The 21,983-nt window shown below is 70.5% G+C and carries 16 protein-coding genes; 3 read left to right on the top strand and 13 right to left on the bottom strand.

The window, feature by feature from the left end; genetic code table 11:
* Positions 1 to 207 precede the first annotated feature (207 nt).
* The 4 genes from V1351_RS04725 to V1351_RS04710 form a co-directional block, all read right to left on the bottom strand.
* Positions 208 to 1,011: an HAD family hydrolase gene (locus tag V1351_RS04725; protein WP_338751205.1), complete on the bottom strand. Its 804-nt coding sequence runs from the start codon at positions 1,009 to 1,011 to the stop codon at positions 208 to 210.
* Positions 1,012 to 1,042: 31 nt separating this feature from the next.
* The gene (locus V1351_RS04720) at positions 1,043 to 2,143 is read right to left on the bottom strand and encodes a branched-chain amino acid aminotransferase (RefSeq protein WP_338751203.1); all 1,101 of its coding nucleotides are present in this window, start codon (positions 2,141 to 2,143) and stop codon (positions 1,043 to 1,045) included.
* Positions 2,144 to 2,204: 61 nt separating this feature from the next.
* Positions 2,205 to 3,248 (bottom strand): 3-isopropylmalate dehydrogenase, encoded by a 1,044-nt coding sequence (locus V1351_RS04715; protein WP_338751201.1) that lies wholly within the window; start codon positions 3,246 to 3,248, stop codon positions 2,205 to 2,207.
* 111 nt (positions 3,249 to 3,359) lie between these two features.
* Entirely contained in the window at positions 3,360 to 5,237 is a 1,878-nt protein-coding gene (locus V1351_RS04710; protein ID WP_338751199.1) for an MFS transporter, read from the bottom strand.
* An 80-nt stretch (positions 5,238 to 5,317) separates the two neighbouring features.
* Here V1351_RS04710 and V1351_RS04705 point away from each other — a divergent pair, with 80 nt between their 5' ends.
* Complete coding sequence (locus tag V1351_RS04705; protein ID WP_338751197.1) at positions 5,318 to 5,563, top strand: hypothetical protein; 246 nt, start codon at positions 5,318 to 5,320, stop codon at positions 5,561 to 5,563.
* Between the two features lie 234 nt (positions 5,564 to 5,797).
* Here V1351_RS04705 and ilvD read toward each other — a convergent pair whose 3' ends face one another.
* Positions 5,798 to 7,639: a dihydroxy-acid dehydratase gene (gene ilvD, locus V1351_RS04700; protein WP_338751195.1), complete on the bottom strand. Its 1,842-nt coding sequence runs from the start codon at positions 7,637 to 7,639 to the stop codon at positions 5,798 to 5,800.
* Positions 7,640 to 8,030: 391 nt separating this feature from the next.
* On the opposite strand from ilvD, the gene V1351_RS04695 reads away from it, so the two are divergent.
* Positions 8,031 to 11,579 carry an ABC transporter ATP-binding protein gene (locus V1351_RS04695; RefSeq protein WP_338751193.1) on the top strand — a complete coding sequence of 1,183 codons (3,549 nt, stop codon included), beginning with the start codon at positions 8,031 to 8,033 and terminating at the stop codon, positions 11,577 to 11,579.
* 162 nt (positions 11,580 to 11,741) lie between these two features.
* Here V1351_RS04695 and ilvC read toward each other — a convergent pair whose 3' ends face one another.
* The 8 genes from ilvC to gatC all read right to left on the bottom strand — a co-directional run bounded on the left by ilvC (position 11,742) and on the right by gatC (position 20,631).
* Positions 11,742 to 12,767, bottom strand: a complete 1,026-nt coding sequence (gene ilvC, locus V1351_RS04690; protein ID WP_338751191.1) for a ketol-acid reductoisomerase — start codon at positions 12,765 to 12,767, stop codon at positions 11,742 to 11,744.
* Between the two features lie 78 nt (positions 12,768 to 12,845).
* Positions 12,846 to 13,358: an acetolactate synthase small subunit gene (gene ilvN, locus V1351_RS04685; RefSeq protein ID WP_338751189.1), complete on the bottom strand. Its 513-nt coding sequence runs from the start codon at positions 13,356 to 13,358 to the stop codon at positions 12,846 to 12,848.
* Positions 13,359 to 13,365: 7 nt separating this feature from the next.
* The gene (locus tag V1351_RS04680) at positions 13,366 to 15,282 is read right to left on the bottom strand and encodes an acetolactate synthase large subunit (RefSeq protein WP_422389007.1); all 1,917 of its coding nucleotides are present in this window, start codon (positions 15,280 to 15,282) and stop codon (positions 13,366 to 13,368) included.
* A 340-nt stretch (positions 15,283 to 15,622) separates the two neighbouring features.
* The gene (locus V1351_RS04675) at positions 15,623 to 16,156 is read right to left on the bottom strand and encodes a SixA phosphatase family protein (RefSeq protein ID WP_338751185.1); all 534 of its coding nucleotides are present in this window, start codon (positions 16,154 to 16,156) and stop codon (positions 15,623 to 15,625) included.
* Between the two features lie 85 nt (positions 16,157 to 16,241).
* On the bottom strand, positions 16,242 to 17,159 hold the full coding sequence (locus tag V1351_RS04670; protein WP_338751183.1) for a 2-hydroxyacid dehydrogenase: 918 nt from the start codon (positions 17,157 to 17,159) through the stop codon (positions 16,242 to 16,244).
* A 56-nt stretch (positions 17,160 to 17,215) separates the two neighbouring features.
* Positions 17,216 to 18,790 carry an Asp-tRNA(Asn)/Glu-tRNA(Gln) amidotransferase subunit GatB gene (gene gatB, locus V1351_RS04665; RefSeq protein WP_338751181.1) on the bottom strand — a complete coding sequence of 525 codons (1,575 nt, stop codon included), beginning with the start codon at positions 18,788 to 18,790 and terminating at the stop codon, positions 17,216 to 17,218.
* Positions 18,791 to 18,793: 3 nt separating this feature from the next.
* Positions 18,794 to 20,308, bottom strand: a complete 1,515-nt coding sequence (gene gatA / locus V1351_RS04660; RefSeq protein WP_338751179.1) for an Asp-tRNA(Asn)/Glu-tRNA(Gln) amidotransferase subunit GatA — start codon at positions 20,306 to 20,308, stop codon at positions 18,794 to 18,796.
* Between the two features lie 26 nt (positions 20,309 to 20,334).
* Entirely contained in the window at positions 20,335 to 20,631 is a 297-nt protein-coding gene (gatC, locus tag V1351_RS04655) for an Asp-tRNA(Asn)/Glu-tRNA(Gln) amidotransferase subunit GatC (protein WP_338751177.1), read from the bottom strand.
* Positions 20,632 to 20,936: 305 nt separating this feature from the next.
* On the opposite strand from gatC, the gene V1351_RS04650 reads away from it, so the two are divergent.
* Positions 20,937 to 21,878 carry a DUF559 domain-containing protein gene (locus V1351_RS04650; protein ID WP_338751175.1) on the top strand — a complete coding sequence of 314 codons (942 nt, stop codon included), beginning with the start codon at positions 20,937 to 20,939 and terminating at the stop codon, positions 21,876 to 21,878.
* Positions 21,879 to 21,983 lie beyond the last annotated feature (105 nt).

The following is a 21,983-nucleotide window of genomic DNA, read 5'->3' as shown; positions in this document are numbered from 1 at the left end:
CCGATGCCCTGTCGAGAAACCCGCCCGACAATGCAAAAGACCCCCCGGGTTCGGGAGGTCTGCGCGACGAGCAGGTGGCTCGTCGCGCCTAGATAATGAGCAGCGCCGCGGTGGCGGCCGGGGTCATCGTCGGGGACATCACGTGATCACTGTCGCACTCTCCACGACGACCACGTCACCCCTGTCCGGCATGTGGACGGCACGCTCTCACCGGCCGAGATCGACGACGAGGGTCTCGAGCGTGCGCGCCACGCCGTCATCGTCGTTGCCGGGGCAGTGGTCGGTGACGGCCGCGAGCACGTCGGGGTGCGCGTTGGCCACGGCGAACGAGCGCCCCGCCCAGGTGAGCATCGGCAGGTCGTTGGGCATGTCACCGAAGGCCCACACCTCACCGGAGCCGACGCCGAGCTCGTCGCACCACTCGGCGAGCGCGGCAGCCTTGGTCACCCCGACCGCGGAGATCTCGGCCAGTCCGCCGGCCCCGGAGAAGGCGACCACGGCGCGCTCCCCGACGACCTCGGTCGCGACGTCGATGAACTCGTCGTCGGTGAGGTGGGGGTTGCGGGCCAGGAGCTTGCCGACCGCCGCGTCGTCGAGCAACTCGATCTCCGAGGTCGTCACGAGGTCCTCGGGGTGGTCGTGGATCGCGGCGAACATGCTCTCCGCAGCCAAACCGGACGCTCGCTCGGCGGCGAAGCCGGTGCCCGGCACCTGCTCGCGCAGGTCGTGGACGATCTCGGCGACGACGTGCCGCGCCATCGTCCGCTCCTGGAAGACCCGCTGGCGCCCGACGTCGTAGCGGAAGGCACCGTTGCCACAGATCGCCACGCCCCGCGCGCCGACGACGTGCGCGAGGTCGTCCAACCACCGCGGTGGGCGGGCGGTGACGAGCACCGTCTCGAGACCGACCTCGGCGACAGCGCGCAGTGCATCGACGGACCGGGCCGAGACGGTCCCGTCCGAGCGCAGCAGGGTGCCGTCGAGGTCGGTGGCGATGAGGCGTGGGTTCACGGGGAGGCAGAGGTCGGCACGATCCCCCGCGTCAGACCAGTCGGGTCAGCCAACCGCGGGTGTCCTCGGCAACGCCGTACTGGATGTCCAGGAGGGTCTGCCGGATGCGTCGGGTGACCTCTCCGCCTTCGGCGCCGGCCGTTGACGCGGCGGACCCGCCGTCCCAGCGCAGCTCACCGACGGGCGTGACGACGGCAGCGGTGCCGCAGGCGAAGATCTCGGTGATCTCCCCGGAGGCCACGCCGTCCTTCCACTCGTCGATCCCGATCCGGGCCTCGTCGGGCTCCAGCCCCAGGTCGGGGGCGAGCTCGAGGATGGAGTCACGGGTGACGCCCTCGAGGATCGACCCGGTCAGGGCAGGGGTGCGCAGCTTCCCGTCCCTGGTGACGAAGAAGAGGTTCATCCCGCCGAGCTCTTCGATGTAGGTGTGCGTCGAGGAGTCGAGGAAGACGGCCTGGTCGCAGCCCTGGGCGATGCCCTCCATCTGTCCGGCGAGGGACGAGGCGTAGTTGCCGCCGCACTTGGCGGCGCCCGTGCCTCCCGCACCGGCACGTGCGTAGTCGGTGCTCAGCCACAGGTTGACCGGCTTCATGCCTCCCGGGAAGTACGCGCCCGCGGGGCTGGCGATGATGGAGAAGGTCACCTCGTTGGCCGGACGGACACCAAGAAAGGCCTCCGAGGCGAACATGAACGGACGCAGGTAGAGACTCGACTCACCACTGCCGGAGGCGGGCACCCAGGCCTGGTCGACCGTGACGAGGGCACGGATGGCACCGATGAAGTCCTCTTCGGACAGCACCGGCAGTGCGAGTCGCTCGCAGCTGCGGGCCATCCGGGCGGCATTGCGCTCCGGGCGGAACGTCCACACCGTCCCGTCGGGGTGGCGGTAGGCCTTCATCCCCTCGAAGACCTCCTGCGCATAGTGCAGGACGGCCGCTGCGGGCGAGATCTGGAGCGGACCGAAGGGGCGGACCTGGCCATCGCGCCAGCCCTCCCCCTTCGTCCACAGGGCGGTGAGCATGTGGTCGGTGAAGATGGTGCCGAAGGCCGGGTTGGCGAGGATCGTCTCGCGCTCGGCAGCGGGCACGGGGTCTTCGCGGCGGGTGGTTGCGAAGGTGAGCTCAGCGGTCATCGGTGACTCGACTCCTCAGGTGTACGGGTCCTCGCAGGGTAGCCCCTCGCTGTGGGTCCCATCACACGCGGGCAGCGATGGCGTCACCGATCGCCGAGGTGGACCGCTCCCCGGTCCGCTCGGCCAGATCAGCGGCGACGGCGGCCTCGACCCGGGCGGAGTCCTCGGGCCGGCCGAGGTGGTCCAGGAGCATGGCCGCGGAGAGGATCGCGGCGGTCGGGTCGGCCGCGCCCTGCCCGGCGATGTCAGGGGCCGAGCCGTGGACCGGCTCGAACATGCTCGGGGCCTCGCGGGAAGGGTTGATGTTCCCGCTCGCGGCGAGGCCGATGCCACCGGCGACGGCCGCGGCGATGTCGGTGATGATGTCGCCGAAGAGGTTGTCGGTGACGATGACGTCGAAGCGCGCCGGGTCGGTCGCCAGGAAGATCGTCGCCGCGTCGACGTGCTGGTAGGCGGTCTCGACGTCGGGGAACTCCGCGCCGACCTCCTCGACGGTGCGCCGCCACAGGTGACCGGCGTGGGTGAGCACGTTGTGCTTGTGGACCAGGGTCAGGTGCCGGCGCGGGCGCGCCCGGGCGCGGGCGAAGGCGTCACGCACGACGCGCTCGATGCCGAAGCGGGTGTTGACGCTGACCTCGGTCGCGACCTCGTGCGGGGTGCCGACGCGCAGCGCACCACCGTTGCCGACGTACGGACCCTCGGTGCCCTCACGCACGACGACGAAGTCCAGGCCCTTGTCGGTGACCTCACTCGACAGCGGGCTGGTGACGCCGGGGTAGAGCTTGGCCGGGCGCAGGTTGACGTGGTGGTCCAGCGCAAAGCGAAGGGGGAGCAGCACCCCGCGCTCGAGCACGCCTGACGGAACGCTGGGGTCACCGATGGCACCAAGGAGGATCGCGTCGTGGCCGCGGAGCTCCTCCACGACGGAGTCCGGCAGGGTCTCGCCGGTGCGGTGCCAGCGCTGGGCGCCGAGGTCGTACTCGGTGGTGCTCACGCTGACCCCGGTCGCGGCGAGCACCTTGCGGCCCTCGGCGACCACCTCCGGACCGATGCCGTCACCACCGATGACGGCGATGTCGAAACTCGTCTGCTGCGCGTCGGTCATGGGCTCAGGCTAGGTGGACGGTCCGACATGTGAATTGTGCGTATTGCAGTGCGGACACATCTCGCGGTGCGCTCGGTGCGACACCAGTTCGGTGGCGGCAGATACCGGCGTCTACTCGTCGACGGGTCCGTACGTTCGGCTGGACACCTTCTGCACGCGCCCCTCGTCTACCGCAGTCTGTAGCGCTGCACCGAATCGTCCCGGGCCCCAGTAGCGCGCCCCGACCAGTCGAGCCAGCGCTGCACGCTCGATCGTGCCGTGCTCGGCCATGGCCCTGACGATGGTGTCGACCTCGCGGTCCAATGCGCGCTCCGAGACCCCGGCGCGGACCGCGTCCACTCCGCCCGTGCGGGCCGAGGTCAGTGACTCGCTCGGCCCCGGCCGGAAGCGCCGCGGACCACCCGTGTCGCGCTCTCGACGCCGACGCGTCCGCTCGTGCGCCCTCTCCTCGAGCTCGTCGCGCTCCCGTGGCTGTGCCTTGGCCTCGGTGTCGGCACCGTCGTGCGTCTGGTCCGCGGATGCTGCACCGGAGGAGGCGGGCGCGCCCGTGCGCTGACTCGACTCCTTGGACGCGTCCTCTTCCTCTGCCTCCGAGGCAGTCAGGGGCTGGGCGATGTCCTCCAGGTTCGCCTGCTCCGATCGCACCCCGAGAAAGATCTCGGCCACGCCGCCCAGTGCCATGACCCCGGCCCCGATGAAGAAGGCCACGGCAACGTACTCGGCGTCGCCGGTGCCGATGAGACGACCGAAGAGCACAGGCCCGGTGATGCCACCGATGGCGGTGCCCAGCGCGTAGAAGAACGCGATGGCCAATGCTCGGGTCTCCATCGGGAAGACCTCGCTCACGGTCAGGTAGGCAGCGCTGGCGCCAGCGGAGGCGAGGAAGAAGATGGTCACGACGAAGGCCATGAACGTCCAACGATTCAGCACCCCGTTCATCATCAGGATCCCCAGCGGGACGGTCAGCAGTGCCGAGCCGAGGTACATCCCGGAGATCATCGGGATCCGCCCGACGGTGTCGAAGAGTCGTCCCAAGATGACCGGCCCGAGGAAGTTGCTCAGTGCCCAGGCGATGATGAAGAGGGGCACCAGCCCGGAGGCCACGCCGAAGAAGGTGCTCAGCAGCGTGCCGAGGTTGAACGTAATGCCGTTGTAGATAAAGGCCTGCCCGACGAACAGAGCCACACCCAGGATGGCGCGCTTGGGGTAGAGCTTGAATGCGGTGCGGGCGATCATCCGGAAGGGGATCGCCTTGCGCTGGCGGACGGTCAGGCTGTCCTCCGGCTCGGACAGGTCCTCGCCGGTCTCCTGCCTGACCTCCTGCTCGATCTCGTCGACGATGCGCTCCGCCTCGTCCTCACGGCCGTGGATGAACAGCCACCGCGGGCTCTCGGGCACATGACGCCGCACGACGAGGATGACCAGTCCGAGGACTGCGCCGGCGGCGAAGGCCACCCTCCACCCGAGCCAGGTGGGGAAGACATCGCTGAGGAAGAACAAGGCCGAACCGGCGCCGATGGCCGCGCCCAGCCAGTAGGAGCCGTTGATGACCAGATCGACCTGGCCGCGTACCCGGGCGGGGATCAACTCGTCGATGGCCGAGTTGATCGCGGCGTACTCGCCACCGATCCCGGCGCCGGTGAAGAACCGCGCCAGGTAGAAGTACCACGGCGCGAACGCGAAAGCGGTCGCCACGGTGGCCACGAGGTAGACCAGCAGGGTGGCCATGAACATCTTCTTGCGCCCGAGCCGGTCGGTCAGCTGCCCGAAGAAGAGGGCACCCAGACACGCACCGGCGATGTAGATGGCGCCGGCCAGCCCGATCTGACCAGCGGACATGTTGATCCCGCTGCCGTCCTCGGTCAGGCGGGCGGCGACGGAGGAGACCATCGTGACCTCGAGACCGTCGAGGATCCAGACCGCGCCGAGTCCGACGACGACCCGCCAATGGAACTTCGACCACGGCAGTCGGTCCAGCCGTGCAGGCACCCGCGTCTCGATCGTTCCCGTCTGTACCCCCTGTGACATGTCCGGGAACTACCCGTGCGTGTCGACCGTAAACTCGGCACATGGTCGTCTGCCGCGTGCTGGGTCACCGCTTCCGCTTCCACGCCCAGGGGCGGGTCCTGCGGTGGGAGTGCCAGCGTGGCTGCGGCGAGGCTGGCTCGAAGACCTATGACACGGCTGATGCAGCGAAACGCTACGCGGCCGCCTTCGATCGGGAGGATCGGCAGGACCTGGGCAAGCGAGCTCCCCTCATCGGCCTGCTCCCGCTTCGACTGCTGCGCAAGTTTCGCCGCTCAGCCCAGCGATGAGCCACGTCTGCTGACCTGAGTCGTCAGTCAGCAAAGAAGCAGCGCGCCCGTCATTCTGCGTCGTGTCATGACCCAGGACGCCGACGCCTGCGTACGTGTCGAAATCGACAGGTGCGCGGACGTCGGGAGCGTCCACGGACGCACCGATCACACGCAGATCGAGCGGCGTGACACCGGGGGAACGTCGGCGCGCGTGCGGAGCGTCCTCCGGGTCAGGATTCCGCGCCGCGAAGATCAGTCGAGCTTGCGGGCCGCGCCCTTGTCGGCCGACTGGGCGAACCTGGCGAAGATCTTCAGCGCATCGGAGACGGGACGCTCGCGGGAGACCGGAGCCCACCCCTTCGCGTCCTGCTCCGTGCGCCGACGGGTCAGCTCCTCGTCGTCGACGAGCAGGTTGACCCGACGACCCGGGATGTCGAACTCGATGAGGTCGCCGTCGTGCACCAGGCCGATCGCCCCTCCGGAGGCGGCCTCCGGGGAGACGTGGCCGATGGACAGGCCCGAGGATCCGCCGGAGAAGCGGCCGTCGGTGATCAGGGCGCACTTCGGGCCGAGGCCGGTGCCCTTGAGGTAGGAGGTCGGGTAGAGCATCTCCTGCATCCCCGGGCCACCCTTGGGGCCCTCGTAGCGGATGACGACGACCTCACCCTCCTGCACCTGCTTGGACAGGATCATCTCCACTGCCTCCTCCTGGGACTCCGCGACGCGCGCCGGACCGGAGAAGGTCCACTGGTGCTCGGGCACGCCGGCGGTCTTGACGATGCAGCCATCGGGGGCGAGGTTGCCGGTGAGGACGGCCAGTCCCCCTTCGCTGCTGTAGGCGTGCTCGACGGAGTGGATGCACCCGTTCTCGGGGTCGGTGTCCAGGCTCGCCCACCGGTTGGTGGAGGAGAAGGCCTGCGTGGTGCGCACCCCACCCGGAGCGGCGTGGAAGAGCTCCTCGGCCTTCTCGGTGGCGGTCCCGGAGCGGATGTCCCAGTCGGCGAGCCACTGGTCCAGCTTGGTGCTGTGCACCGCGCGCACGCCCGTGTCGAGCATGCCACCGCGGTTCAGCTCGCCGAGGATCGCGGGGATGCCGCCGGCGCGGTGGACGTCCTCCATGTAGAAGTCATTGGAGTTGGGGGCGACCTTGACCAGGCACGGGGTGACCCGTGAGAGGGCGTCGATGTCGTGCTGGTCGAAGTCGATGCCCGCCTCCTGCGCGGCGGCGAGCAGGTGCAGGATCGTGTTCGTCGAGCCGCCCATCGCGATGTCCAGACGCATGGCATTGGCGAAGGCGGGTCGGCCGGCGATGGACCGCGGCAGCACCGACTCGTCGTCACCGTCGTAGTAGTCGCGGCACAGGTCGACCACGAGCCGTCCGGCGTCGAGGAAGAGGTCGCGGCGCGCCTCGGCGGTGGCCAGCGTGGATCCGTTCCCGGGAAGGGAGAGGCCGAGCGCCTCGGTGAGGCAGTTCATCGAGTTGGCGGTGAACATCCCCGAGCAGGAGCCGCACGTCGGGCAGGCGGACTGCTCGATCGCGGTGATCTCCTCGTCACTGACGGTCTCGTCCACGGCCTTGACCATCGCGTCGACGAGGTCCAGCCGGGTGGCGGCGGTGCCGTCAGCACCGATGATCGCCTTGCCGGCCTCCATCGGCCCGCCGGAGACGAAGACGGTGGGGACGTTCAGCCGCAGCGCCGCCAGGAGCATGCCCGGCGTGATCTTGTCGCAGTTGGAGATGCACACCAGGGCATCGGCGCAGTGCGCATTGACCATGTACTCGATGGAGTCGGCGATGACCTCGCGACTGGGCAGCGAGTAGAGCATGCCGTCGTGACCCATCGCGATCCCGTCGTCGACGGCGATCGTGTTGAACTCCTTGCCGACTCCCCCGGCGTCCTCGATGGCGCCGGCGACCAGCTGGCCCATGTCCTTCAGGTGCACGTGACCCGGCACGAACTGGGTGAAGGAGTTGGCGATGGCCACGATCGGCTTGCCGAAGTCACCCTCTCCCATCCCGGTCGCGCGCCAGAGGGCGCGGGCACCGGCCATGTTGCGGCCGTGGGTGGTTGTCCGGGAACGCAGCTCAGGCATGGGCACACCGTAGTTCGCCCGTCCGGTCGGTGATACGGCGTCTCACACGCCAGACCGCCCCGACGCCGGTTGGGCGGGGAGCGGTCTGGTGGTCTGCTGCGAGGTGCTAGTTCGGGCTGCCCTGCTCGCGCCGGTCCAGGCTCTCCTGGAGGGCACGACGGAACTCGGCCGCTTCGTCGCTCATGGTGGCTCCTGCGGTACGGGAATGATGGTGGGGTCCGTCATGGGTCTCACGTCGGTCTCCTCGACGGTACGGCTGCGGCCCCCGTGGCGGGAATGCCCTGTCCACCCCTCGGACCGGCCGGTCTCCCCCTTCGCCCCCTCCGTGGCGCTACGTGCACCGAAATCGGGAGGCGCCGTGTCGGTGGGCGGACATACGCTTGACCACGTCATGACCCAGACCCTCACCCGCTCACCCGAGGCCGCGGCACCACCCCCGCCGCCCGCCTCGGCAGACCCCTCCCGCCACATCGACTGGCGTCGGATGGCCTCGCCCGCCGCCACCGCTTCCCTCGTGTGCGCGCTCGTGGCCGCCATCGCCCTCACCCTCGGCACCGTGATCATGGGTCGCCTCGCCGAGAACCCGACGAGCACCCTCGTGTGGGTACTCGCGGTGTGCATCGTCGGCGGCGCGGTCGTCGACACGGTCGGCAAGACCGTGTGGGTCGGCCTGTCCGACAGGGCCGAGGGACGTCTGCGCGAGGACCTGCTCGACGCGGTGCTCGCCCAACCCGTCCCCGTCCTGGCCGAGCAGGCCGTCGGAGAGATCCTCGACCGCATCGACGACGACACCCACGAGGTCGGCAACCTCATCCGTTGGCAGGTGTGGATGTTCTTCCGCGCGGCCTTCGCGGTGCTCCCCATGTGGATCGTCGCGGGCATCACCTGGTGGCCGGCGTGGCTGCTCTTCCCGGTGCTCGGCGGGCTCACGGTCCTGGTCATCATGCCGCTGCTCGGGGAGATCGCGCGCCGCAAGGTCGTCGAGGAGATCGCCTGGACCGACCACGCGAGCGCGCTCGAGGAGGGTGTCGCCGGTCGGGACGATCTGCGCACGAGCCTGGGGCAGGCCCACGTCCTGCAGCGCCTGGCCGGACTGTCCGCGCGCGTCCACCGCGAGCTCCTGCGCGTGCTCCTCGCCGAGCGCGCGCTGGCCCGCCGCGCCGGCGTCCTGCTGCACTCGCTGCTCGCAGCCATCGTCGTGGCGGGAGTCGCGCTCGCCTCACGCGACCAGCTCTCGGTGGCCGCCCTGGTGACCCTCTTCCTGGTCACTGCGACATTCGTCGGCCAGATCTCGATGCTCGCCAACCATCTGTCCGACCTGCAGGAGGGCTTCGGCGCGGTGCTGCGGTTGCGTCAGACCCTGGGGGTCGAGCCGGAGCCGGACGGAGGTCGCGACGTCCCCGGCGACGGACCCGTGGCGCTGCACTTCCGGGATCTCGACTTCACCTACGGCGAGGGCGCCTTCGCGCTGCAGGGCGTCGACCTGGTCGTACCGGCCGGGGAGACGATGGCTCTCGTGGGTCGAACGGGCTCCGGGAAGTCCACGCTCGCCTCCTTCGTCTCCCGGGCGATCGAGCCACCTCCGGGCAGTGTCCTGCTCGGCGGCGCCGACGTGGTCGACCTGGATCTGGAACGGCTGCGCACGGTCGTGGGTGTGGTCACCCAGCGCACCGAGGTACTCGCCGGAACCCTCGCGCAGAACATCGCGATCTTCGAGGACGTGCCCCGACCGCAGATCGAGCAGGCCGTCATCGAGCTCGGACTGGACGACTGGGTCGCCGGGCTCCCCGACGGGCTCGACACGCTCCTCGGCCCCGGTGGCACGACGTTGTCCGCCGGGGAGGAACAGCTGGTGGCCTTCGCCCGACTGCTCGTGCGCGACGTGCGCGTCGTCGTCCTCGACGAGGCGACCGCCCGGATGGACCCCGTCACCGAGCGTCGCGTCATCGCCGCGGCCGATCGGCTGCTCACCGGCCGCACCGGCGTGCTCATCGCCCACCGCCTGACCACGATCGAGCGGGCGCCGCACGTCGCGGTCCTCGACCACGGACGCGTGGTGCAGCAGGGCCGGCGGGCCGAGCTGGCACTGGCCGACGGTCCCTTCCGGGAGCTGCTCCTGGCCAGCCGTACGAGCGAGCCCTCACGTGGCCACGAGAACCACGAGGAGCCGGTCGTTCACGCGACCCCGGATGATGCCGGCAGCCCGACCGGGGGGCGCCGCCGCAACCACGGTCCGGTGACCGTGCGCGACGTCGGTGACGGGCCGTCCCTGGGTCGCGGGATCCTGCACGCACTGCTGGTCAGGCCGGCGTGGGGCCTGTTCGGTGCCTCGCTCTTCCTCATCGGATCCCTCGCCGGCGCCCAGGGCGCGGTGACCGGTCTGCTCTGGGGACTCATCGTGGAGCGACTCGAGCGCGGAGAGCCCGTGGGGTGGCTGACCACCGGCCTCGTCGCGGCGCTCGTGCTCACACCGCTGGTGCTCGCGCAGGCCTTCGTCACCTACCCCCGTTGGTGGGTCGAGGTCATGCTGCGCACCCGGGTGTCGGTGCTCCATGGCCAGACCATGCAGACCCGACTGCCGCGGACCCCACCCGGCGAGGTGGTCGCCCGGTCGATGGACGCCGACCGGTACGCCCGCTACGCCGACCGGTGGATCGACTTCGTCAACGGCCTGCTCGTCACTGCGCTGACGTCCCTGCTGGCCGGCACCTGGGTGGCCGGTGCCATCCTGCTGGTGGTCATGGTGACCTCGGCGCTCGCCTCGACGGCCGGTCGCCCGGCTGCCGGTCGCTCGGCGGCGGCGGCCTCGACCGCCCGTGCCCGGTTCGGCCGGGCCATGGTCTCCGCGCTGGAGTCGATGCGCACGGTCAAGCTGGCCGCCGCCACATCGGCAGTGCGCGGGCACCTGCGCGAGGTCGACGCAGGCCGGGTCACGGCCGCGGTGCGCGAGCACCGCATCCAGGCCGTCCTCCAGGGCGTACCGATGGTCATGGTCCAGGTCGGCGTCGTCGCGGCCTGGGCGGTCTACTTCCTCGACGGGTGGAGCCTGGCGACAGCGCTACTCGTCAGCAGCGCGGTGGCCGGCTTCGAGTGGTTCGGCCGCGTCGCGGGGCTCGTCGTCACCGAGGCCCCGGGGACCCGGCACTGGCAGGTCGAGACGAGCCGGTTCGCCGGCGGCGTCGACCTGATGGACCTGCCGGAGGGGGTCGATCTGGTCTCCGGGGCGGCCCCGGGCCCGACGCCGACCTCTCGCACCCCCTTGGAGCAGCTCGAGATGCGTGGCGTGACCGCCGTCCACGAGGACGGAACCGTCGGGGTCAGCGATGCCGACCTGGTCGTCTCGGCAGGCGAGCTCGTCCTGCTCGTCGGTCAGGTCGGGTCCGGCAAGTCCAGTCTCCTCGCGGCCATGGCCGGGCTCGTCGACCACCGCGGGAAGGTGCTGTGGAACGGCAGTCCCGTCGAGGAGGTGCAGACGTTCATGCGACCCGGCCAGGTGGCGCACGTCGCCCAGGTGCCACGGGTGCTCTCGGGGACCTTCGGCGACAACGTCCGGCTCGGGCACGAGCGCCCCTTCGACGCGCCGATCGCGGATGCGCGGCTCAGCTCGGACGTCGAGGAGGCCGGCGGCCCGCTCGCACTCGTCGGGCACCGCGGCGTACGCCTGTCCGGTGGTCAGGTGCAACGTCTGGCGCTGGCCCGCGCCATGGCCACGGAGGCAGAGCTGCTGCTGGCCGACGACGTCTCCAGCGCACTCGACGCAGCCACGGAGATCGAGCTGTGGCGTGCGCTGCGCGCGCGGGGCACGACCGTCATCGGCGCGACCTCGAAGCGGGCCGCCCTCGAGCAGGCCGACCGGGTCGTCGTCCTCGTCGGCGGGCGAATCGCCGCCGTCGGTCCCTGGGACTCACTCGCGCCCCGCTGGGGACACCTCGCCGGGTAGGACCACCGGCCAGGCACCGCAGTACGGCACCACCCGCACCTGTTTCCCGGTGGGTCGCGTGGCAGGTGCGCACGATGCCGCAGGGCGCCCGGCCGGCACGACGAAGGGGGTGCCACCGGTCCGCCGGACCCGTGGCACCCCCTTCGCTCGTGGTGCGACCTGTCAGCGCGCGGCACTGCCCTCGGTGTAGTCGTCGTCGCCCGACTTCCAGGCGAAGTGCGCGCGCAGCGTCTTGCCCGTCGCCTCGATCGGGTGACCGGCCTCCTCCTGGCGCAGCTTCTGGAACTCGGTGGCGCCGCTGGCCTGGTCGTCCATGAACCGCTGGGCGAAGGAGCCGTCCTGGATGTCGGCGAGGATGCCCTGCATCGACTCCTTGACCCTGCCGTCGATGACCCGCGGCCCGGAGACGTAGTCACCGTACTCAGCGGTGTCGGAGACCGACCAGCGCTGCTTGGCGATGCCGCCCTCGTACATGAGGTCGACGATGAGCTTGACCTCGTGCAGGACCTCGAAGTAGGCGATCTCCGGCTGGTACCCGGCCTCGGTCAGCGTCTCGAATCCGGCCTGGATGAGGTGCGAGATGCCACCGCAGAGGACGGCCTGCTCGCCGAAGAGGTCGGTCTCGGTCTCCTCGGTGAAGGTGGTCTTGATGACTCCCGCGCGGGTGCCGCCGATGCCCTTGGCATAGGACTTGGCGATGTCCCACGCCTGCCCGGAGGCGTCCTGCTCGACGGCGATGATGTCCGGGATGCCGCGACCGTCGACGAACTCACGACGGACGGTGTGACCGGGCGCCTTCGGGGCGACGAGGACGACGTCGACGCCCGCCGGGGCCTGGATGTAGCCGAAGCGCACGTTGAAGCCGTGGCCGAAGACGAGCACGTCGCCCTCGTTCAGGACGGGCTCGATGTCCTGGGCGTACAGCTCGCGCTGCACCTGGTCGGGGGCGAGGATGACGACCACGTCGGCCTCGGCCGCGGCCTCGCGCGGGGTGAGGACGGTCAGCCCCTCCTGCTCCGCCTTCGGGCGTGACGTGCTGCCCTCCTTCAGGCCCACGCGCACGTCGACGCCGCTGTCGCGCAGGTTCAGGGCGTGCGCGTGGCCCTGGGAGCCGTAACCGATGACGGCCACCTTGCGTCCCTGGATGATGGACAGGTCAGCGTCGTCGTCGTAGATCAACTCGGCCATGGGGCTCTTCTCCTTGATGGGTCGGGGGTGGGTCTGGGGTCATCGTCCCGCGCACCGGGCACGCGGGGCGATCGTGTCTCAGTGGCGGGACCGGTCGGTGATCGAGCGCGGTCCGCGGCCGATGGCCACGACGCCGGACTGGACAAGCTCCTTGATGCCGTAGGGCTGGAGGATCTCGAGCATCGCCGAGATCTTGTCGCTGTTGCCGTAGACCTGCAGCGTCATCGCATCGGGTGTCGTGTCGACGATCTTCGCCTTGAACATCTGCGCGGTCTCGAGGATCCCGCTGCGGTTGTTCGCCTCCGCGCGGACCTTGACCAGCACGACCTGGCTGGTGACCGAGGCCAGCGGATCGAGCTCGACGACCTTGAGGACCTCGACGAGCTTGTTCAGCTGCTTGGTCACCTGCTCCAGCGGCAGCAGGTCCACATCCACCACGACGGTCATCCGGGAGATCTCCGGGTGCTCGGTCGGGCCGACGGCCAGGGAGTCGATGTTGAACCCGCGACGGGAGAACAGTGCCGAGATCCGGGCGAGGACGCCGGGCTTGTTCTCGACGAGGACGGAAAGGGTGTGCTTGGTGCTCGTCATCGGGGCGTCACCTTCCCTGGGTGGCGTTGGGGTCGACGGCGGTACCTTCTGCCTGTTCGACGGCTTCTGAGTCCTCGCGGTCCCAGACCGGCGCGGTGTCGCGGGCGACCTGGATGGCGTCGTTGCTCACTCCGGCGGGCACCATCGGCCACACCATCGCGTCGCGCTCGACGATGAAGTCGATGACGACCGGCCGGTCGTTGATCGACATCGCTTCGCGGATCGTCGCCTCGAGGTCGTCGGGGTGCTCGCAGCGCAGGCCGACGCAACCGTAGGCCTCGGCGAGCTTGACGAAGTCGGGGATGCGGTTGCCCACCGAGGTGTGCAGGTCGGTGTTGGAGTAGCGCTCGTTGTAGAAGAGCGACTGCCACTGCCGGACCATGCCCAGGCTGGAGTTGTTGATGACCGCGACCTTGATCGGGATGTCGTTGATGACGCAGGTCGCCAGCTCCTGGTTGGTCATCTGGAAGCAGCCGTCGCCGTCGATGGCCCAGACGACCCGGTCCGGCTCGCCCACCTTGGCGCCCATCGCGGCGGGCACGGAGTAGCCCATCGTCCCGGCACCGCCGGAGTTCAGCCACGAGTTGGGTCGCTCGTAGTCGATGAACTGGGCGGCCCACATCTGGTGCTGGCCGACGCCGGCGGCGTACACCGCCTCGGGACCGGCGATCTCGCCGATGGCTCGGATGACATCCTGCGGCATCAGCGCGTCGGCGTCGTGCGGCTGGTAACCGACCGGGAAGTCCTCGGTCCACCCCTTCGTCGTCGCGGCCCACCCGGCGTAGCGACTCGGCACGACGTCGGCGGCCGGGCCCTCCCCCGCCTCGACCGCGGAGATGAGCTCGCTGAGGATCGCCCGTGCGTCACCGACGATCGGCACGTCGGCGACGCGGTTCTTGGAGATCTCGGCCGGGTCGATGTCGGCGTGGATGACGCGGGCTCCCGGCGCGAAGGACGTCAGCTGGCCGGTCACCCGGTCGTCGAAGCGCGCCCCGATCGTGATGAGCAGGTCGCTGCGCTGCAGGCCGGTCACGGCGGCGACCGACCCGTGCATGCCGGGCATGCCCAGGTGCAGGTCGTGGGCGTCCGGGAAGGCGCCGCGGGCCATCAGCGTGGTCACGACCGGGATACCGGTGAGCTCGGCCAGTCGCAGCAGCTCGGTGTGCCCTCCCGAGCGGATGACACCGCCGCCGGCGTAGATGACCGGGCGCTCGCTGGCAGCCATGAGCTTGACGGCCTCGCGGATCTGCTTGGCGTGCGGACGGGTCACCGGGTGGTAGCCGGGCAGGTCGTACCGCGGTGGCCACTGGAAGGTCGTCGATGCCTGCAGGGCGTCCTTGGCGATGTCGACCAGGACCGGGCCGGGGCGACCGGTGCTGGCGATGTGGAAGGCCTCGGCGATGACGCGCGGGATGTCGTCGGCATCGGTGACGAGGTAGTTGTGCTTGGTCACCGGCATCGTGATGCCACGGATGTCCGCCTCCTGGAAGGCGTCGGTCCCGATCGACCCGGAGGCGACCTGGCCGGTGATCGCGACCATCGGGACGGAGTCCATGTGGGCGTCCGCGATCGCCGTGACGAGATTGGTCGCGCCGGGCCCGGAGGTGGCCATGCACACGCCGACCTTGCCGGTGGCCGAGGCGTACCCCTCGGCAGCGTGGCCGGCGCCCTGCTCGTGCCGCACGAGGATGTGCCGGACCGAGGTGGAGTCCATGAGCGGGTCGTAGGCCGGCAGGATCGCGCCGCCGGGGATGCCGAAGACGACCTCCGCACCGACGTGCTCGAGCGCACGGACGAGGCTGCTGGCCCCTGTCACCTGCTCGGGCACCGATCGTGCGGCCTCCGCCCGACGCGCGACGGCGGCCGGGCTCGGGGTGCTGCTACGTGTGTCAGTCACCGTGTGTCCTTCGTTTGGGCGTGCCATCCGTGTCTCCTCCCATGATCCCCGGCATGAAAAAACCCCTCAGCCCGGGTCCGGGCGTGAAGGGCGCGCGCTGCAGTCGACGACGTCGTCGCTCAGGCAGCGCGCCGGGGAAGTACGAGGAGGAGTGCCACGGGGTAACCCTCTCCCGCGACCTCGTTCGTGTCAATGCTTGAGACAGCACCGTCCACCATACGAAATAGAGCTGGCTCGAGTTCGTTGAGTCGGCTGCACCACGTGGTGCGGCCAGCTCAACGAACTCGAGCCAGCCGCACTTCGTAGGGGGTGGGCTGGCGGCGGGCCGCACGGGCGAGCGCACCCGGGGCGAAGGGGGGTCCTCGGGTCAGGGGGTGAGGACCGGGAGGTGGAAGCGCTCGAGCGTGGCCGCGTCGAAGGCCAGGTCGGACCACGGTCCGCAGTAGCGCAGCACCGCCACCGCTCCGGGTGGAAACCCCTCGGCGAGCAGATCGTGCGCGGGCGCCGACCCGTCACCGTCCGCCAGCAGGCTCGCCGCGGTCGGCAGGCCCGGTGCGTGACCGACGACGAGGACCACGTTGGCGTCCTCCGAGGCCTCGCGCACGACGGCCAGGATGTCGTCGGCGCCGGCGTTGTACAGCCGGTGCTCGATCTCGACCTCGGCCTCGGCACACCCCGCCGCGGCGATCTCGGCCATGGTCTCGCGAGTGCGTTGGGCCGGCGAGCACATCACCTCGTCGCAGCCGATGCCCTGCTCGACCAGCCAGCGGCCGACGTCCCGGGCCTCCTCCCGCCCGGCGTCGGTCAGGCTGCGCTCACGGTCGTCCTGACCGGCGGCCGCGGACTCCGCCGAGGCGTGCCGCAGCAGGACGAGGGTCCGGTCCTCTGCTGACGTGGTCATGATCCGAGTGTGACGCGCCGCACAACGGATTGCCACCCCAACGCGGCAGACGTCACCGGTCCTCCACCGGTGGCGTGACCCGACGTCAGGAGAGGTTGACGACGTTGAGCGGTTCCTCGCCCACGGACAGCAGACGCAGCTGTCGACGCAGCAGGTCGACCATCCGTGGCCGGAAGGCATCGGTGACACCGCCGGTGTGCGGGCTGATGATCACGCCGGGCTCGCTCCACAACGGGTGGTCCGAGGGCAACGGCTCCGGGTCCGTGACGTCGAGGGCGAAGCGCAGCCGGCCGGTGTGGCGCAGCGCCGCCTCGGTGTCCAGGGCCGGACCGCGTCCGACGTTGACCACGAGCGCGTCGTCGTGCAGCGCCGAGAGCGCCCGCTCGCCGAGGATGCCGTTCGTCGCGTCGGTGCCCGGCAGCACCGCCACCACGATGTCCTGCTCGGGCAGCAGGTCGGGCAGCTCGTCGATGCCGTGGACCCGATCCACGAGGTCGTCGCCGCCGCGCGCCCGCGAGGCCACCGCCGTGACATGCACCTCGAAGGGGGCCAGTCGCGCCGCGATCGCCGAGCCCACCGAGCCGTACCCCAGGACGAGGACACGCTTGTCGGCCAGACCCGGCCGGAAGTGGCGGGGCAGCCACTCCCCCTTCGCCTGGGCGGTGGCGAACTCGTCGAAGCCCCGCTGCGAGGCGAGCACGAGGGCCACCGCCAGCTCGGACGTCGCCGCGTCGTGGACCCCCTGCGCGTTGGCCAGGGCGACGCCCTCGGGGATCACCGGCAGTGCCGCGTCATGCCCGGCGGAGAGCAGCTGCACGAAGCGCACCGACGGCTTGCCGCCCACCGGCTCGATCTGCGCGGTGGACGCCATGTACGGCGCGATGAAGACCTCGACGTCCTCTCCCGGAGGTGCCTGCGTCGGGTCCCAGACGACCGGGTTCACTCCCTCGATCGGTCCCACGTCGTCGAGCCAGGCCTGGTCAGGGAAGGAGACGGTCACCATGCCTTCATCGTAGGCATGCCGACCACCCGGTGGGCTCGAGGCCCTCGTGCGCGGGCTCAGCCCTCGACGCCGAGCCTGTCCAGGATGAGCGCCCGGGCCTTGCCGGCGTCGGCCTGGCCCTTCATCTCCTTCATCACCTGGCCGATGAGCGCACCGGCCGCCTGGACCTTGCCGCCACGGATCTTCTCGGCGATGTCCGGGTTGTTCGCGATGACCGTCTCGACCGCGCCCTCGAGGGCACCGTCGTCCTGGACCAGCTCCAGGCCACGGGCGTCGGCGACCTGCGTCGGGCCCCCCTCGCCGTCGAGGACACCCTCGAGCACCTGGCGGGCCATCGTGTCGTTGAGCCGCCCGCCGCCGATCATCGACTCCAGCTCGGCCACGTGGGCCGGCGTCAGACCCACCTGATCCGCGTAACCGACGAGATCGGTCCCCGCCTCGTTCGCGCGGCGCGAGGGCTCCCCGAGCCACCACTTGCGGGCCGACTGCGGCTTCGCGCCGGCCGCGACGGTGGCCTCGATGAGCTCGCTGGCGCCGGCGTTGAGCACGTCGCGCATCTCCAGGTCGGAGTAGCCCCACTCGCCCTGCAGCCGCTTGCGACGCTCCGCGGGTGGCTCGGGCAGCGTCGCGCGCAACTGCTCGACGTAGCTGCGCGTGGGCGCGACGGGCACCAGGTCGGGCTCGGGGAAGTAGCGATAGTCCTCCGCGTCGGACTTCTCGCGCCCGCTCGTGGTCATACCGGTGTCCTCGTGCCAGTGGCGCGTCTCCTGCAGGATCGAGCCACCGCCGGTCAGGACGGCCGCATGGCGGCACACCTCGTAGCGCACGGCACGCTCGACGGAGCGCAGCGAGTTGACGTTCTTGGTCTCGGAGCGGGTGCCGAGCGGGACCTCGAGCTGGGCCGGTGCGGCGGGGTCGTCGCCTGCCTTCGCGCGCAGGGAGAGGTTGACGTCGCAGCGCATGGAGCCCTGCTCCATCTTCACGTCGGAGACGTCCAGCGCCCGCAGCAGGTCTCGCAGCGCGGAGACGTAGGCCTTGGCCACCTCCGGCGCGCGGTCACCCGCACCGACGATCGGCTTGGTGACGATCTCGATGAGCGGGATGCCGGCGCGGTTGAAGTCCAGCAACGAGTACTCGGCGCCCTGGATACGGCCGGTGGAGCCCCCGATGTGCAGGCTCTTGCCGGTGTCCTCCTCCATGTGGGCGCGCTCGATCTCCACTCGGAAGACATCGGGTGCCTCCCCGCTCGAACCCGGGATCTCCACGTCGAGGTAGCCGTCGAACGCGATCGGCTCGTCGTACTGGGAGGTCTGGAAGTTCTTCGGCATGTCCGGGTAGAAGTAGTTCTTCCGGGCGAAGCGGCACCACTGCGCGATCTCGCAGTTGAGCGCCAGGCCGATCCGGATCGCCGACTCGACGCCGATCTCGTTGACCACCGGCAGGGCACCGGGCAGGCCGAGGCAGACCGGGCAGACCTGTGTGTTGGGCTCGGCGCCGAAGCCGGTGGCGCAGCCGCAGAACATCTTGGTGTTGGTGCCCAGCTCGACGTGGACCTCCAGGCCCATCACCGGGTCGAAGGTGGACAGGGCCTCGTCGTAGCCGAGGACCTCGTCGGTGATGGTGCTCGCCATGTCTCAGGCTCCCTTCGTGGTGGCCGGGTCGGGGGCCTGCTGCAGCAGCTGACCGCCCCAGGCGGAGACGAGGCGCTGCTCGAGCGCGGCGCCGACGGTGTACAGGCGGTCATCGGCCATCGCCGGGGCGAGGACCTGGAAGCCCGCGGGCAGGCCGTCCTCGGCGAGGCCGCTCGGCAGGGACATGCCGGGCACGCCGGCGAGGTTGGCCGGGATCGTGGCGATGTCCCCGGCGTACATGGCGGTCGGGTCGTCGGTCTTCTCCCCGAAGCGGAAAGCCGTCGTCGGGGCCGTCGGGCTGATGAGGACGTCGGCCGTCTGGAAGGCCGTGGCGAAGTCGTCGGCGATGAGGCGACGCACCTTCTGGGCGTTGCCGTAGTAGGCGTCGTAGTAGCCCGAGGACAGTGCGTAGGTCCCCAGGATGATGCGCCGCTTGACCTCGTCGCCGAAGCCGGCGTCGCGACTGGCAGCCATGACCTGCTCGGCACTGGGCGCATCGATGCCCTCGGGCGCGACGCGCAGGCCGTAACGCATGGCGTCGAAGCGGGCGAGGTTGCTGCTCGCCTCGCTCGGCATGATCAGGTAATACGCCCCGAGCGCATGGACGAAGTTGGGGCAGGAGACCTCGACGACCTCGGCGCCGGCGTCGACCAGATGCTGCACGGCCTCGTCGAAGCGGGCCTGGACCTGCGGGGCGAATCCGTCACCGGTCAGCTCCTTGACGATGCCGATCCTCATACCGGAGACGTCCGCGCGCCGCGCAGCACCGACGACGTCCGGGACGGGCTGGTCGATCGAGGTCGAGTCGAGCGGGTCGTGCCCGGCCATGACCTCGTGCAGGAGAGCGGTGTCGAGGACGGTGCGCGCGCAGGGACCCGCCTGGTCGAGGGAGGAGGCCATCGCGATCAAGCCGTGGCGCGACATCGCGCCGTAGGTCGGCTTGACACCGACCGAGCCGGTCAGGGCCGCGGGCTGGCGGATCGAGCCGCCGGTGTCGGTGCCCGTGGCGAAGGGGGCCTGCCAGGACGAGACGACCGCGCTGGATCCACCGCCGGAGCCGCCGGGGGTGCGGTCGAGGTCCCACGGGTTGCGGGTCCGGCCGAAGGCGGAGTGCTCCGTCGAGGAGCCCATGGCGAACTCGTCCATGTTGGTCTTGCCGAGGATCGGCAGACCGGCGGCCTTCAGCTTGCTGACCACCGTCGCGTCGTAGGGCGGGACCCAGCCCTGGAGCATCTTCGACCCGGCGGTCGTCGGGATGCCGGTCGTGGTCATCACGTCCTTGACGGCGATGGGGACACCGGCCAGGCGGTGGAGGTCCTCCCCCTTCGCCCGGCGCTCGTCGACGGCACGGGCCTGCGCCAGGGCGGACTCGGCCGAGACGTGCAGGTAGGCCCCGATGGTCTCGTCCACGGCCTCGGTGCGGTCGAGGTGGGCGCGGGTGACCTGCTCCGAGGAGAGGTCACCGGACGCCAGCGCGTCGGCGAGCGCGGCAGCGGTCATGCGGGTGGGGTCACTCACGTGGGGTCCTTCGCGGAGGTCGGTCGTCAGTCTTCGGTGAGGATGCGCGGCACGGCGAAGCGGGACAGCTCCGAGTCCGGGGCGCCGGCAAGGGCTTCCTCGGGGGTCAGCGACGGACGAACCTCGTCCGGGCGGGTGACGTTGGTGATCGGCATGGGGTGGCTCATCGGCGTCACATCCGCGATCGGCGCCTGCTGCACCGATTCCACGGAGGCGATGATCTGAGCGAGCTCACCGACCATCGAGTCGAGCTCGGCGCCGGAGAGGTCGATGCGGGCCAACGAGGCCAGGTGTGCCACGTCGTCACGGGAGAGGTCTGCCATGCCGGACAGTCTAGGAGTTGGCAGGCGGTGCCCGGTCCCCGGTCGTCGGGCGGCGAGACAGGTCTGCTCACCCCGCCGCCGCGTTGCTCTGGCCACCGCGCCGGACGGCGGCGGGGCTGCGGTGGGCCACCCACCTGTGGTTACGTGCGGGTACGACGACCACTTCCCGACAGACGCGTCGGCTGGACCCCGGGAAATCAGGCCTGCGGATCCCCCGGTCACCGCACGTGCCCGCCGTACCCGCAGGTAGCGAACCTGTGGACAGTTCTGAGCGGTCATCGCCGTGGCCCCCGACGATGGTGTGCATGGACGCGGCCGAAGCTCTCGCCTCGCTGGGCGGGGTCGCCGCTCGCGGCGAGATCCTCGCGCTCGTCACCGAAGGCGCGCTGCGCCGAGCCGTGACCGACGGCTCCGTGCTGCGGCGAGCACGTGGTCGTTACGCGCTACCTGCAGCACCCCGGATCGGCGAGAGGGCGGAGCTGAGGGAGTTGGCCGAGGCAGGACGGCGAGCTGCCCACGAGCTGTCCGGCACGGCGATTCTGCTCAGCGCTGCCGCCCGGTGGGGGTGGCCGACGAAGTGGGTGCCGACCCGCCCCCAGGTGGCGGTTCCCCGCAATCGACGGGTCCCCTCGCTGGCGAAGCGCGGCATCGACGTACGCATGCGCGACATCCCCTCCGGCGACCGCGAGGACGGCTGGGTCACCACTCGTGTGCGGACCGCGCTGGACTGCGCCGGTCTGCTGCCCGCGGACGAGGCGATCGCGGTGCTGGACTCCGCCCTGCGGGAGGGCGCGGTGGAACGGGATGAGCTCCTGCTGGGCGCGGCCCGCCTGCCCCCGCGGTATCGACGGAAGGCCGAGGACCGCATCCGGCGAGCCAGCCCACTGGCTGCCAACCCCTTCGAATCGGTGCTTCGGTGGATCGTCTCCGACATCCCGGGCCTGACGCTCGACCCGCAGGTGCACATCTCTGATGAGGAGGGACTGATCGGCATCGTCGACCTGGCCGACCGGGGACTGCGGCTGGTGCTCGAGGCGGACTCCTTCGCGTGGCACGGGGACCGAGCCGCGCTGGAGCGCGACTGCATCCGGTACAACCGCCTGATCGCGCAGGGGTGGCTGGTGCTGCGGTTCAGCTGGGACCAGGTGATGCACCACCCGGAGCGGGTCCGAGCCCTCGTCATCCGCACGGTCCAGCAGGGTTACTTGCGGGTACGACGACCACTTCCCGATGGCTACGCCACCTGAACCCCGGAAAATCAGCCCTACGGACCCACCGACGTCCGCAAGTGCTCGTCGTACCCGCAGGTAGGTCCGGTCTCGGGCCCCGGAGGGCAGACCGAGCCAGCGGGT

This window comes from Janibacter sp. A1S7 (assembly GCF_037198315.1).
GTDB classification, from domain to species: domain Bacteria; phylum Actinomycetota; class Actinomycetes; order Actinomycetales; family Dermatophilaceae; genus Janibacter; species Janibacter alittae.
Note: the sequence above shows the minus strand (reverse complement) of the source record. Positions and strands in the feature narration are given on the sequence as shown.